The organism is Bradyrhizobium sp. USDA 4354 (genome assembly GCF_054060315.1).
On record NZ_JBSSDC010000001.1, the window covers coordinates 2,236,863 to 2,250,140 of the forward strand.

10 protein-coding genes are annotated in these 13,278 nt (G+C 66.3%); 5 read left to right on the top strand and 5 right to left on the bottom strand.

The genetic code is table 11. The features are described 5' to 3' along the window. Positions 1-83 precede the first annotated feature (83 nt). Positions 84-995, top strand: coding sequence for a DMT family transporter (locus tag ACVIIV_RS10445; RefSeq protein WP_456744114.1), 912 nt, complete (start codon positions 84-86; stop codon positions 993-995). A 296-nt stretch (positions 996-1,291) separates the two neighbouring features. On the opposite strand, the gene ACVIIV_RS10450 is transcribed toward ACVIIV_RS10445, so the two are convergent. The 5 genes from ACVIIV_RS10450 to gcvA all read right to left on the bottom strand — a co-directional run bounded on the left by ACVIIV_RS10450 (position 1,292) and on the right by gcvA (position 8,720). Continuing rightward, positions 1,292-2,017 carry a globin domain-containing protein gene (locus tag ACVIIV_RS10450; RefSeq protein ID WP_456744115.1) on the bottom strand — a complete coding sequence of 242 codons (726 nt, stop codon included), beginning with the start codon at positions 2,015-2,017 and terminating at the stop codon, positions 1,292-1,294. A 111-nt stretch (positions 2,018-2,128) separates the two neighbouring features. Next, positions 2,129-2,899, bottom strand: a complete 771-nt coding sequence (locus ACVIIV_RS10455; protein WP_456744116.1) for a TIGR02186 family protein — start codon at positions 2,897-2,899, stop codon at positions 2,129-2,131. After that, positions 2,896-3,813, bottom strand: coding sequence for a sulfite exporter TauE/SafE family protein (locus ACVIIV_RS10460; protein ID WP_456744117.1), 918 nt, complete (start codon positions 3,811-3,813; stop codon positions 2,896-2,898). The genes ACVIIV_RS10455 and ACVIIV_RS10460 overlap by 4 nt, the downstream gene beginning before the upstream one ends. 394 nt (positions 3,814-4,207) lie before the next feature. Beyond that, on the bottom strand, positions 4,208-7,627 hold the full coding sequence (locus ACVIIV_RS10465; RefSeq protein ID WP_456744118.1) for a hypothetical protein: 3,420 nt from the start codon (positions 7,625-7,627) through the stop codon (positions 4,208-4,210). A gap of 196 nt (positions 7,628-7,823) precedes the next feature. After that, the gene (gene gcvA, locus ACVIIV_RS10470) at positions 7,824-8,720 is read right to left on the bottom strand and encodes a transcriptional regulator GcvA (RefSeq protein WP_456744119.1); all 897 of its coding nucleotides are present in this window, start codon (positions 8,718-8,720) and stop codon (positions 7,824-7,826) included. 100 nt (positions 8,721-8,820) lie between these two features. On the opposite strand from gcvA, the gene ACVIIV_RS10475 reads away from it, so the two are divergent. From ACVIIV_RS10475 to ACVIIV_RS10490, 4 genes are read left to right on the top strand one after another with little or no spacing between them, the layout of a single operon-like run. After that, the gene (locus ACVIIV_RS10475; protein WP_456744120.1) at positions 8,821-9,981 is read left to right on the top strand and encodes an acyl-CoA dehydrogenase family protein; all 1,161 of its coding nucleotides are present in this window, start codon (positions 8,821-8,823) and stop codon (positions 9,979-9,981) included. After that, positions 9,971-12,067, top strand: coding sequence for an acetate--CoA ligase family protein (locus tag ACVIIV_RS10480; RefSeq protein ID WP_456744121.1), 2,097 nt, complete (start codon positions 9,971-9,973; stop codon positions 12,065-12,067). The genes ACVIIV_RS10475 and ACVIIV_RS10480 overlap by 11 nt, the downstream gene beginning before the upstream one ends. Further along, positions 12,064-12,432 (top strand): hypothetical protein, encoded by a 369-nt coding sequence (locus ACVIIV_RS10485; protein ID WP_456744122.1) that lies wholly within the window; start codon positions 12,064-12,066, stop codon positions 12,430-12,432. Before ACVIIV_RS10480 ends, ACVIIV_RS10485 begins: the two co-directional genes overlap by 4 nt. Next, entirely contained in the window at positions 12,429-13,271 is an 843-nt protein-coding gene (locus tag ACVIIV_RS10490) for an alpha/beta fold hydrolase (protein ID WP_456744123.1), read from the top strand. The genes ACVIIV_RS10485 and ACVIIV_RS10490 overlap by 4 nt, the downstream gene beginning before the upstream one ends. Positions 13,272-13,278: the final 7 nt, after the last annotated feature.

The following is a 13,278-nucleotide window of genomic DNA, read 5'->3' on the forward strand; positions in this document are numbered from 1 at the left end:
TGCGCAGTTAATCATTTAATTTCCAAATGACAAGCCGCGTCCCTAGATCGAGGGCCAGAGAAAAAGCATCCGAGAATGCCCTCATGTCCCTCGCCACCTCGCTTCCCGCGCCCCGCAGCCGCTTCAATACGCTGCCGTTTGCCATCGGCCTGTTCTGTCTGCTCTGGAGTTACGCCTTCGTCGCCGGCAAGATCGGCGTCACCCATTGCCCGCCGCTGATCCTGCTCGCCGCGCGTTTCTCGCTCGCCGGCATTTTGATCCTTGGCGCGACGCTGATCCGCGGCGAGGGCTGGTCATTGTCCTGGCGTGACGCCGCCATTTTCGCATTGCTCGGCATCGCCAACAACGCGCTCTATCTCGGCCTCGGCTACACCGGCCTGCAATCCGTCTCCGCGGGCCTCGGCGGCCTGATCGTCTCGGCCAATCCGGTGTTCACGGCGGCACTCGCCGCGCTTCTGCTCGGCGAGGGCATGACCTGGCGCAAGGCGAGCGGCCTCCTGCTCGGCGTCATCGGCGTGACGGCGATCGTCTGGCATCGCCTGTCGGTCGGCACCGATTCGCTGCACGGCATCGTCTTCACGCTGGCCTCGCTGGCCTCGATCGTTGCCGGCACCATCCTGTTCAAGCTGCTGGCGCCGAAGGGGTCCTTGTGGATCGGCAATGGCGTGCAGAACCTGGCTGCCGGCATCGTGCTCGCGCCGGTCGCGCTCACCTTCGCCGATGTCCGCGCGATCGACTATACGCCGAGCCTGATCGGCGCCTTCGCCTTCCTCGTGCTCGGCGGCTCGATCCTCGCCTATTGGCTCTGGTTTCATCTCTTGAAGGTGTGCGGGGCGACGGCGGCAAGCAGCTATCATTTCCTGATGCCGCCGCTCGGCATGCTGTTCGCGTTCCTGGTGCTCGGCGAGCCTGTCGAGGCCCGCGACCTGCTCGGCATCATTCCGGTCGCGCTCGGCATCTATCTGGTGACGCGGCCGGCGAAGCCGAAGTTGTAGGCGAGGTAGAGGCCCCGCGTCATTGCGAGCGCAGCGAAGCAATCCAGTCTGTCACCGCGGAAAGATTCTGGATTGCTTCGCTGCGCTCGCAATGACGGAGTACGCGGCTAGTCTTACCTGAACACGATCGATGCCATCCACCCCGTCATCAGCCAGGGGCCAACAGCAGACTCCATCGAGGTATCGTCGTTGGACGGCGGGCAGAGCGGACATGCTCTGCTCTTCCGCAGTTAGATGCTGTGGGTCAAGACAGATTCATGCAGGTCACAATTCGTCGTTCGGCACCACGGGATGCTTCAACCGCGCTTGGCTCTCGATACGTAACCGGCGGTGACCTCATCTTTGTGGCTGGCGAACGCAGCCAGTACTTCGGTCTTCTCGCGCTTCGGGACCTTGGCGAAGTCAAGTGTCCGTCCGAGTTCAGCTGCGACCTCGTCGAATTCCGCCGGGGAGATCCGCAAGGTCCGGTGCGCCTCCTCAAGACCAAGGGGCGTCGTCCCCGGCCTGGTGGCCTTGAACTGGAACGGCCCGCGCGAAACGTCACAAACCCAAAGTGTTCGCATGAACTTGAGGCCAGGCAAGCGTTTCAGATTCTTGGTGTGCCATTCCCTCAACTGCGGATTTTTGGACTTCTGGCCGACGATCGGGTTCTTTACGACAGCGTCGCTGAAGTGATCCACGACCGCTGCAATGGCGAAAACGCCGCCAAGTCGTTCATACAGACTTTGACCCGGAGGGGTTTGCTGGGCCTGCGCATGCGCCTGATTGGCTCCGGCCAAAGCCACGGGGGCAGCTGTCAGCGCCATGCCTGCGACCACGCTTCGTCTGCTGATGGAAGTCGAACGAGCCCTTGCCATGGGTACCTCCTTACAGGGTTTCGTGAGGCATTGCGGCACCAGCATCATCCCGTCCAAACGGCCGCCGTGCGCGCCGGGCGGCTTTGTCGGTGATTGCCGTGCTCCCATCGGATGGTTCGGAATGGAAAAGGTTCCGGAAAAATTTTGCGCGAGACGCAAACCCATGCGCCGGCAGGTGACTCCGAAATGACCGCTCCGGGTCACAGCAGTAATGCGCTGGCCGATAAGATTTCCGCTCGGCCCTCAGAGCCGACATTCCTTTTACGGGTGCACGGCCTAGTCTTTCCTGAAGACAATCGAGGCCATCCATCCCGTCATCAGCGCCATTGCCGCGGTGGCGAGGCCGTAGATCAGCCCGTTCTGCCGCGCCGTCGTCGCGACGAACTGCTCGAAGCCGACCTTGACGATCTCGAACGCGGTCTCGGTCTTGCCGATGAAGGCACCGTTCGCGAACAGCTTGATCTCGACCTCATAGGTCCCGATCGGCACCTCCGCCGGCAGCGGAATGCCGGTGCGGAACAGCGTCGGCGTCAGGAACGTCACCGCGCTTCCATCCTCGCGATAAAGTCCGCGCTGGGTGCGCAAGCGGATGAAAGCCGAGCGGAACGCATCGTTTGGCACCACGTCCGCGTAATCGCCGCCGACCCGCTGCGTCAGCAGCACGTTGTTGAGCCCGATCTGCTGCCGCCGTGCGATTTCGGGCGAGGTGATCGCATCGAAGGGACGGTTGGCGAACAGCGCGAGGTAGCTCGGCACTTGCAGGAACTGCCGGTAGTCGGTGTTGATCCAGATGCCGAAGGTGCGCTCCTTGCGCCGCGTCACCATGTCGGCGCGCGGGCCCATCACGGTGACCACGAGATCGTACGCCGTACGGTCGGCCGGCGTCGTCGCGTCCTTCTCCACCGAGCCGAACAGCACCAGCTCCTCGCCGGAATAGTTCGGCGTCACCGTGACGCGGTGGTTGGAGACCGACACGATCAGCCGCTCGGCCCGCGCAGCGCCGCCGAGCAGCAGGACGAGAACGATGGCGAGAAGCGTGCGCGTCATCCGCTCACTCCGAGCTCGCGGATGGTGAAGAGATCCGCAGGTTGGATCACCAGCTCGATCGCGAAGCGGACGCCGACCGAGAGGATCAAGAGGCCCAGCAGCAACCGCAGCTGCTCGCCGCGGATCTTCTGGCCGGCGCGAGCGCCGAACTGCGCGCCGGTGACGCCGCCGACCATCAGGATCAGCGCCAGCACTGCGTCGACGAGGTGATTGGTCACGGCGTGCAGCATGGTCGCGAACAGCATCGTGACCAGCGTCAACACCATCGAGGTCCCGATCACCGTCGAGGTCGGCACCCTCAAGAGATAGATCATGATCGGCACCAGGATGAAGCCGCCTCCGATGCCCATGATGGCGCCGATGAAGCCGATCACGATGCCGACGACCACGATCGGAATCACCGAGAGATAGATTTTCGAGCGCTTGAACCGCATCTTCAGCGGCAGGCCGTGGATCCAGTTGTGGGTGCGTCGCGGCGGCAGCGCGCCGCGCCGGGTCCGCATCAACGCGCGCAGGCCTTCGGAGAACATCAGGCTGCCGACGGTGGTGAGCAGCACGACGTAGGAGAGTGCGATCATCAGGTCGAGCTGGCCGAGCGCGCGCAGCTGCGTGAAGGTCCACACGCCGAGCGTCGTCCCGGTCACGCCGCCGCAGAGCAGCACGCTCGCCAGCGCCGGATCGATCGCACGCCGTCGCCAGTAGGATAGGGCGCCGGAAAAGGACGAGGCCGCGATGTGGCTCGCGACGGAGGCGACCGCCACCGCCGGCGTGATGCCGATGAAGATCAGGAGCGGCGTCATCAGGAAGCCGCCGCCGATGCCGAACATGCCCGAGACGAAGCCGACGGCCGCGCCCATCGCCAGCACCAGGAAGACGTTGACCGGAAGATCGGCGATCGGGAGATAGAGCTGCATTGAGGGACCACGCTCCGGCGAGACGGTTCGATCATCGCGGAATGCTCACCGGACGGTCGGAACGATTGCCGAGTCCCTCAATAGCGGAATTCGCCTGCAGGCGGGACGGGGATCTTTGCGCGTGGTGAACGGATGAGAGCGTGGTGATATCCGAGATCGTCGCCACAACGGAGGTGCGCTCCCTCCCCCGCTTGCGGGGGAGGGTTGGGGAGAGGGTGTCTCCGCAGTGAGACTCCCCCAGAGGAGAAAACCCTCATCCGGCGCCATAGCCGATGCGGAAGCATCGGCGTCTTGCAAAACGGCGGCCAGAGGCCGCCTACGCCGACCTCTCCCGCACGCGGGGAGAGGTGCACCGAGTCCGTGGCTAGCTTGGTTCGATCTAATACTATGCGGCTCAATGCGCCGCCGAGGCCGAGCGCTTGGTGGCGACTTGCTTCGGCGCCGGCTTTGCGTTTGCCTGCGGCGCGCTGTCCCAGCCGCCGTTCGGGGTCGCGACGTTGACGGCATCGTCGGGCTGCGGCTCGGCGCTGAACGTCTGGATCGCGAGCTTGGCGGCGGCGAGCGATTGCGGGTCGAGGCGCTTGGCGACGTCGTCGCGCTTGCCGGCCGCATCCGCATCGCCCTGCGCGGCCGCCAGGCTGAACCATTTGTAGGATTCGGCGAGGTTCTGCTCGACCCCGATGCCGCGGGCATAGAGGATGCCGAGGTTGAACTGGCTGTCGGCAACGCCGCGGTCGGCGGCCTTGCGGAACCATTGCGCCGCGCTCTTGTAATTGGCGCCGCGGCCGCCGCCGTCGGCGTCGAGCACCGCGAGATTGTGCATTGCCTTGGCGTTGCCGCGTTCGGCAGCCTGCGTGTAGTAGCGGCGGGCGATGTCGGCGTCCTTCTTCACGCCAAGGCCCTTTTCGTAGAGCGTGCCGAGGCGGAAGGTCGCAGGGACGACGCCGGCTTGCGCCGCGCGGTCGTACCACTTCGCCGCTTCGTCGTAATTCGTGGCGACGCCCTTTCCTTCCGCAAACCGCAGGCCGATCTCGTAGGCCGCGGTGGCATCGCCCTTCATCGCGGCGGTGCGCAAGGCTGGGCCGCCGATGCCGTCAGGCAGTCTCTCGCTCGGCGGGACCTGGACGAGGCCGAGCTTGGCGCGGCTCGTGCCCGACAGTGCGCCGGTGACGTCGCTGCTCGCAGCCGGCGGCGGTACTGCCGCGGCAGGCGCCTGCGGGATTTCAACCGAGGCCGAACTACCGGAATTCGGGGTGGGCGCCGGCGCGGCATTGTTCTGGGATTGCCGTCCGATCGGCGTCGGCGAGGTCATCGACGGCGTGATCTGCTCGGGCGCGGCCGGCTTGGTCTCGACCGGCGGTGGCGCGGCCTGTGGTGCCGGCTCGCCCGGAATATTTTGCATGGCCTGCGGCGCCGGCGGTGCGCTGCCGCCTTCGAGCAGATTCATCGCCATCTTGAAGGTACCGAGCACGATCACGACCACGCTCGCGCCGACCAGCAGCGAGCGGATCTTCGAGGTGATGGTCGAACCACCTTCCTGGCCCTTGTCCTTGCCGCGGCTCGCCGCCGTCTTGGCACCGCGGCCGGCTTTCTCGGGCGGCTGCGCGGCGGCGGCCTGGGCTGCACGGCGTGCGGCCGCGATGAAGCTCGACGACGACACCGGCTCCTTCGGAGCCGCGGGAATTTCGCTGATCGCACTCTCGGAGGCGGCAATACGCTCCGACGGCGTGGCGACGCGTCCGCCCGGCCGTGTGCCCGGCTCGAGCGGATGGTCCGGTGGCAATTCCGGCGCGAGCGCGGCCCGCGCAGTGTGCGGCTCCAGGATTTCGCTGATCGCACGCGGCGGCAAGGGTGGTGCGGCTTGTGGTGCAGCCGGCACCGGCGGCGGCGCGGCGGGAGCGGCAGCGTGGAATTCGCGCGGCGCGGCGACGAAGGCGGCCTGCGCGGCTTGCGCGGCAGCGGGATTGGGCAGCTCAGGCTTCGGATCGTATTTCGGTGGCTGCGGGCGCGGCTCGCGCGCCATCGGCGCCGGCTCCATCGGCGCCGCCATTGGCATCGGCTGCGGAGCGGGGGCCGGCGGCGCGGTGCGCACCGCGCGCAGATCGCCCTCGATCATGGAGAGGCGGTCGACGACGTGGCCGAGCGCGCTGTGGACGGCCTCGAGCGAGTCCTGGGTGTGCCGATTGGTCTCGGCCTGGCTGAAGCGGATGTCGGAGAGCTCGCGCTTGACGAGATCGACCATGCCGGAATCGGGCGGCGGCGCGGAGTTGCGACTCTCGGCCAGCGCGGCATAGGTCGCCTGCTGCCGCTCCAGGTGCCTCAGGATGTCGTGCAGCCCGTCCTCGACGCGGCTCAAATTGCCGTTGCGCGGGTCGGAGGCGGCTTCGATCCGCTCCAAGAGATACGAGACGCGCTGTTCGAGATGGGCGAAGGTCGAGGCGGAATCGTTGCCGACCTGCATGCGGTCGAAACGGTCCGACAGCGCGCGGATCGCGGCTTCCAAGCGCTCCGTGCTCTCGGATGGCTGAGGCCGCTCGCGGGTTTCGAGCGCGGCGGTGAGCGCCGCGATGCGCTGCTCCAGCACCGCGAAGCTGTCGCCATGGCCGGAGGCGCGGGTGATCTGGTCGACCTTGGACGACAGCAGCTGCACGTCTTCGGACAGACGCGCGAGCGCCTCGTTGGACGCGACGTTGGAGACGATGGCGCGCAGCGCGGAGATCGCGCCTTCGAGCTGCTGCACGGTCGAGGGATCGTCATTGGCGCGCAGGATCAGATCGAGCTTGGCGCCGAGATTGCGGATCGCCTCGTCATAACCGGTGAGCTGCTCGGCCGGTGTCAGCGTGCGCAGCACCTGCTTGATGTCGGACAGCGCGTGCTCGATGCCTGCGAGGACCTGGCCGTCGGTGCCGTTGGAGCGGGTCTCGTCGATGCGACGGTGCAGCGAGCGGATCTCGTTCTCGATCGATTCGATCGCGCGCCGCGGCATCGCCTCGGTGATGGCGGCACGGATTTCGCCAAGCTCGCTGCGGAAGGCGGCGATCGCCTGCTCGGTATTATCAGGGCGCTGCAGCGACTCGATCTGGCTCGTGATCTTGAGCAGATGGCGTTCGAGCGAAGAAAAATCCGGCCCCGGCTGCGGGGGCGGCGGTGGCGCGTAGGCCGGTGCGGGCGGCGCCATCGGCGGCGCGTAAGGAGCCGCATTGGGTGCAAGCGACGGCGCGGCACGCGGCGGCATCTGCCTCGGCGAAAAGCCGTCGAGCTCGCTCTGGCGCGCGGTGATCTCGGCGACCGCGACGTCGAACGAAGCCGGGCTCAGGGGCGGTGAGCTGCGATAGACCTGCGCGGCCGCGCGCTCGACGGCGTCGGCCTGGCGCTGGCGCGTGTCGGCCGGGGCGGGGCGTGGCGCCTGCGGCTGCTGCGGTTGTCGCTGCGGGCGGGAGATTTGCGACAGGCGCGCATCGAGCCGCGAGATCGCGTCATTGAGCTGGCGCGCGACGCCCTGCTCGCGCGAGACGTCCGGTCTTGAGGAGTCTTGGCGCGGGGCGGGCTTGGAGATCCGCTCGATCTGCTGGGTGATCGCGTCGAGCCGCTGGTGGATGTCGGCGACTTCGCGGCTCTCCTGACTTGGTCCTTGGCTCGGCATGTGTTGCGGACGCTGGTCGTAGGGTCCGCGAAAGTTCGGCGGGGTCGTCTCGCCGAGCGTGGAGTTCAGCCAGTCGTTGAGCGACATGCCGGCTCTGCGCGCAGCAGCTTCGGCCCGCTCCCGGACGGAGGGATCGATGCCGTCAACACTCCACGATACGCGCGAATTCATGACTCTGTCCGGTTCCGACTCCGGCGCCCCACCCGGCGCCTCCAGCCTCCCCACGCGTGCCGGTTGCAAAGACAATCGAATTTGGCGCGGGTCGTCTGCCTCGAAAACCGACTTTTTCCTGTTACGGTAAATAACGGGTTAAGGAACGCGGCGCGGGTGTCTTAAAGTTGGGCGGGGCGCCCGGCCCGAGCTTGGATCAGGCCCGTCCGCGATTCACGTCGTGGGCGATCTGGGCCTTCAGCCAGACCACGAAGCTGCGCGCCTTGCGGGTCATCGGTCGGCTCTTCGGCCAGGCCAGGTAATGAGCGGAGGCGCGTTCCAGCGGCGCGTTGAATAGCGGGACGAGCGTCCCGCCCTCGATCTCGTTCCGGAGCAGGAAGAGCTGGCCCATGGCGACGCCGACGCCTTCGGCGGCCGCCTGATAGGTCAGCACCGAGCTCTGGAAACTCACGCTGCGATCGGTCAGCAGGTCCGGCCGTTTCACTGCCATGAGCCAGTCCGGCCAGTCCGAGCGGCGGTAATGGGAGTGGAGCAGCTGGATCTTGCGGAGGTCGTCGAGCTCGGCAAGCCGCGCCCGTTTCAGGAGCTTCGGGCTGCAGACCGGCTGGATGACGTCCCGGAACAGCAATTCGGTCTCGGCGCCGGGCCATTCGCCCGAACCGAACTGGACGGCGAGGTCGACCCTGTCGTTCTCGAAATCCACCGGCGCCACCACGTTGCTGATGTCCAGCCGGATATTGGGGTAGCTGACATAGAACGACGGCAGCCGCGGGATCAGCCATTTCGCGGCAAAGGTCGTGTAGACCCTGATCTTCAGCGGCTGGGCCTTTCCGGTCGCGGTGAGGCCCGTGGTGGCCTGGGCGATGATCCGGAACGCCGGCGCGATCTGGCGGTGGAACTCGTCACCCTCCGAGGTCAGCCGCAGTCCTGTCTTGTCCCTTTCGAAGAGCCGTACGCCGAGAAAGGCTTCGAGGATCGTGACTTGGCGGCTTACGGCCGGCTGGGTGACGCGAAGTTCCCGCGCCGCGCGCGTGAAGCTCAGATGTCGCGCCGCCACGTCGAAGGCGTGCAGCGGATTGAGCGGAGGTATCATGCAGGGTCATTACAAAATGTAATTACAACATAACTTTTACGCAGTTGTTTGTCAAAGCCCCCGCTGAGAAGACGATGTCGCTCCAGCGATGTGATGGCCCATGGATTTTGAACTGAATGAAGAGCAGCAGGCGTTCGCCAATTCGGTGCGCCGCTTTGCCGAAGCGAACCTGAGGGATGGCTCGCTGGCGCGCGCACACGATCCGCGCTTTCCGCGCGAAGTCGCGCAGATGCTGGGCAAGCAGGGCCTGATGGGCATCTCGTTCGATCCGGAGGATGGCGGGCAGGGCGGTACGCTCTTGGATTCCGTCATCGCGATCGAGCAGGTCGCGTCGGTGTGCCCGCGCAGCGCCGATGTCGTGCAGGCCGGCAATTTCGGACCGATCCGCACCTTCGTGGAATACGCGACACCGGAACAGAAGCAGCGCTGGCTGCCCGATCTGCTCGCCGGCAACATCTGCATCAGTCTCGGCATGAGCGAGCCGGAAGCCGGCTCCGCGGTCACCGAACTCAAGACCATGGCGACCGAGAACGGTGACGATTACGTCATCAACGGCAGCAAGGTGTTCGGCACGCACAGTTCCGATGCGGCGATCTACCTCGTCTATGTCCGCTTCGCGCCCGGGGTCTCCGGCATCGGCTCTGTGATCGTCGAGCGCGGCACGCCCGGCTTCACGATCGGAAAGCCGACCGCCTTCATGAGCGGCGAAGAGTGGAGCCAGCTCTATTTCGAGAACTGCCGGGTCCCGAAGCGTAACGTTCTGCTCGGAATTGGTGGCTTCAAGAAGCAGATCGCTGGCTTCAACGTCGAGCGCCTCGGCAATTCCGCCCGTTCGCTCGCGCTCGGCCGCTACGCCTTCAACCTGGCGCGCGACCACGCCGCCGTGCGCAAGCAGTTCGGCCGTCATCTCTGCGAGTTCCAGGGCCTGCAATGGAAGTTCGCGGACATGGCGCTGAAGCTCGAATCCGCGCAGATGCTGCTCTATCGCGCCGCCAATGTCCGTGACGAACTGCCATCGCCGTACCAGACCGCGATCGCCAAGCTGGCCTGCAACCAGGCCGGTTTCGAGGTGGCCAACGAGGCAGTGCAGATCATGGGCGGCCTCGGCTACAGCCAGGAATCGCTCGCGGAATATTGCATGCGCCGGACGCGCGGCTGGATGATCGCCGGCGGCTCCACGGAAATCCTCAAGAACCGGATCGCGGAATCCGTGTTCGACCGCCGGTTCGATCAGCGCGGGCAGGCCGGACGTGGCAGCTGAGACGACCAGACCCTCGCTGGCCCAGGCGCTGTTCGCACCGCGCAGCATCGCGCTGGTCGGTGCCTCCGACGATGCGTCGAAGACGTCGTCGCGCCCACTGCAATATCTGCGGCGCGCCGGCTATGAGGGCGCGATCTATCCGATCAATCCGGGCCGCAAGACCGTGCTCGGCGAACCGGCGTGGCCGTCGCTCGCAAGTCTGCCCGTCGTTCCCGACCATGCCTTCATCCTGACGCCGACAGAAGATGCCGTGGACGCCGCCGAAGAATGCGCGCGGCTCGGCGTCTCCGTGGCCACCATCCTGGCGTCCGGCTATTCGGAGGCCGACGAAGCGGGCCGCAAGCTGCTCGCCCGGCTGAAGGCGCTGCGGGCGAACGGATTGCGCATCCTGGGCCCGTCGAGCCTCGGCGCCATCAATCTGCACAGCAGGACCATCATCACTGCCAACGCCGCATTCGCCGAGCCGGACCTGCCGCGCGGCGGCATCTTCGTCGCCTCCCACAGCGGCAGTTTGCTCGGCGGCCTGATCTCGCGCGGCAAGGCGCGCCATCTCGGTTTCGCGGGTCTCGTCTCGGTCGGCAACGAGATTGATCTCAGCCTCGGCGAGATCTGCGCGGCGACGCTCGATGATCCCACGATCACAGGCTACATGCTGTTCCTCGAAAGCATCCGCCACGCCGACGATCTGCGCGCCTTCGCGCGCGGTGCTGCCGACCGTGGCAAGTCGGTCGTCGCCTACAAGCTCGGCCGTTCCGCAGCCGCCGCCGAACTGGCGCTGTCGCACACCGGGGCGCTGGCCGGCGAGGACGACGTCGCGGCCGCCTTCCTCGCCGATTGCGGCATCGCCCGCATCTTCAACTTCGAAACGCTGCTCGAAGCGCTGCCGTTGGTCGCGCGTGTGCCGGCGCGTCGGCCGGGCGCCGGCGCTCCCCGCGTCGGCATCGTGACCACCACCGGCGGCGGCGCCGCCATGGTGGTCGACGAGCTGGCCCTGCGCGGCATCGATGTGGTCGCCCCGAACGACGAGACCTACGCGCGTCTCGGCGCCGCCGGCGTCAAGGCGGGGCACGACCGCATCACCGACCTGACGCTGGCCGGCACCCGCTACGACGTGATGAAGGCGGCGCTCGACACTCTGCTGGGCGCCCCGGAGTTCGATGCCATCATCGCGGTGATCGGCTCGTCCGCACGCTTTCAGCCTGAGCTCGCCGTCAAGCCCGTCACTGACAGCGGCGGGCATGCCAAGCCGCTTGCCGCCTTCCTGGTTCCGGAAGCGCCCGAGGCGTTGAACATGCTGGCCGCGGCCGGGGTGCCCGCATTCCGCACCCCGGAATCCTGTGCGGACGCGATGAGCGCAGCCTTGCTACGCCGGGCGGCCACGGCACTCGCTCCATCCCCGCGGCCGAGCGCGTCTGGATTGGCGCAGCAGCTCGATGAAATCGAAGCCTATGCGCTGCTGGCGAAGCTCGGCATCTCCCATGCGCCTGCCGTTGCCGTCGCGATCGATGCCGAAGGCCCCTTCGATCTTCCCTTCGCCTATCCGGTGGCCGTGAAGATCCTGTCGGCGACAATCGCGCACAAGACCGAGATCGGCGGCGTGGTGCTGAACGTGCGCAGCGATGCCGAGCTCAGCTCCGCGATGCGCCGCATTGCCGGGAATGCCATGGGCAAGGGCCACGCGGCATCGCATGTGATCGTGCAGCCGATGACGGCAGGCCTCGGCGAGTTTCTGCTCGGCTATCGCGTCGATCCCGATGCCGGGCCGCTGGTGCTGCTCGCCGCTGGCGGCATCTACACCGAGATCTATCGCGATCGCAGCATCCGCCTCGCGCCGGTCGATCTCGACACCGCCCGCAGCATGATCGCCGACCTCGCCATCAGCCGCATCTTCCGGGGATATCGCAACAGGCCGCATGGCGATATGGAAGCGCTGGCACGGGCCATCGTGGCCCTGTCGCAACTGGCAAACGAGGAGAGCGTTCAGGTGGTCGATGCGGAGATCAATCCGCTGATCGTCAGGCCGGTGGGCGAGGGCGTCATCGCCGTCGACGCCCTGGTCGCGCTCGCCCGAAGGGAGGACACATGATCGAAGACCTCAAGGACAGGGTCAACGCGGACGTGAATCTGGTGCGGCGCGGTCGCTTCCTGTCGACGACGTTCCTGCTCGAGATCGGAGCTGCGGCCTGGCTGATCACGATTGCCGACGGCAAGGTTGCCGCAGTGACCCGCGGCCCCTTCGTGATGCCCTCATGGTCGTTTGCGCTGCGCGCCTCCGAGGAGGAATGGACGAAGTTCTGGAGCACGAAGCCGCAACCCGGGTCGCACGACCTCATGGCGCTGATCAAGCGGCGCACCCTCAAGGCCGAAGGCAATCTGCAGGTCTTCATGGCCAACCTCCGCTACTTCAAGGAAGCGCTGGTGAAACTGCGTGCAACGGGAGTCGCAGCATGAGCCCGCGTTTCGAAGCCACGATCGGACGTTATCTCCACCTCGATCTGTTCGGCCGCAGCCACCGTCTGTATGTCGAAGAGGCCGGCCAGGGCATTCCGCTGCTGTGCCTGCATACCGCGGGCGCCGACGGCCGCCAATATCGCGCGCTGATGAACGATCCGCGCGTAACGTCGAAATTTCGCGTCATCGCTTTCGACATGCCCTGGCACGGCAAATCGTCGCCGCCGGCCGGCTGGCACGACGAGGAATATCAGCTGACCTCGGCCCAATACACCGGGATGATCCTGAGCGTCGCCGAAGCGCTCGAACTCGACAGGCCGGTCGTGATGGGCTGCTCGATCGGCGGACGCATCGTGCTGCATCTGGCGCTCGACCATCCCGAACGCTTCCGCGCCATCATCGGCCTGCAGGCCGGCGCTCATGTCGATCCTTATTACGACCTCAACTTCCTGCACCGTCCTGACGTGCATGGCGGCGAGGTCTGCGCGGCGATTGTCTCCGGCCTCGTCGGCCCCGAAGCACCCGATGCCGATCGCTGGGAAACGCTGTGGCACTACATGCAGGGCGGTCCCGGCGTCTTCAAGGGCGACCTGTATTTCTACAAGCTCGACGGCGACATCCGCGACCGCGTCGCGCAGATCGATACGTCGCGGTGCCCGCTGTTCCTGCTGTCGGGCGAGTACGACTATTCGTGCACCCCAGAGGAAACGCTCGCGGTCGCCAACAGCATCAAGGGCAGCCACGTGACCATCATGAAGGGCCTCGGCCACTTCCCGATGAGCGAAGATCCCGAGAAGTTCCTCGGATATCTGCTGCCCGTTCTGCAGGCCATCGAGTGAACGGTTT

Coding starts and splice junctions, on each gene's coding strand:
- ACVIIV_RS10490 (WP_456744123.1), top strand. CDS start 12,429: ATGAGCCCGCGTTTCGAAGCCACGATCGGACGTTATCTCCACCTCGAT.
- ACVIIV_RS10460 (WP_456744117.1), bottom strand. CDS start 3,813: ATGCAGCTCTATCTCCCGATCGCCGATCTTCCGGTCAACGTCTTCCTG.
- ACVIIV_RS10445 (WP_456744114.1), top strand. CDS start 84: ATGTCCCTCGCCACCTCGCTTCCCGCGCCCCGCAGCCGCTTCAATACG.
- ACVIIV_RS10450 (WP_456744115.1), bottom strand. CDS start 2,017: ATGGGTTTGCGTCTCGCGCAAAATTTTTCCGGAACCTTTTCCATTCCG.
- ACVIIV_RS10475 (WP_456744120.1), top strand. CDS start 8,821: ATGGATTTTGAACTGAATGAAGAGCAGCAGGCGTTCGCCAATTCGGTG.
- gcvA (WP_456744119.1), bottom strand. CDS start 8,720: ATGATACCTCCGCTCAATCCGCTGCACGCCTTCGACGTGGCGGCGCGA.
- ACVIIV_RS10485 (WP_456744122.1), top strand. CDS start 12,064: ATGATCGAAGACCTCAAGGACAGGGTCAACGCGGACGTGAATCTGGTG.
- ACVIIV_RS10455 (WP_456744116.1), bottom strand. CDS start 2,899: ATGACGCGCACGCTTCTCGCCATCGTTCTCGTCCTGCTGCTCGGCGGC.
- ACVIIV_RS10465 (WP_456744118.1), bottom strand. CDS start 7,627: ATGAATTCGCGCGTATCGTGGAGTGTTGACGGCATCGATCCCTCCGTC.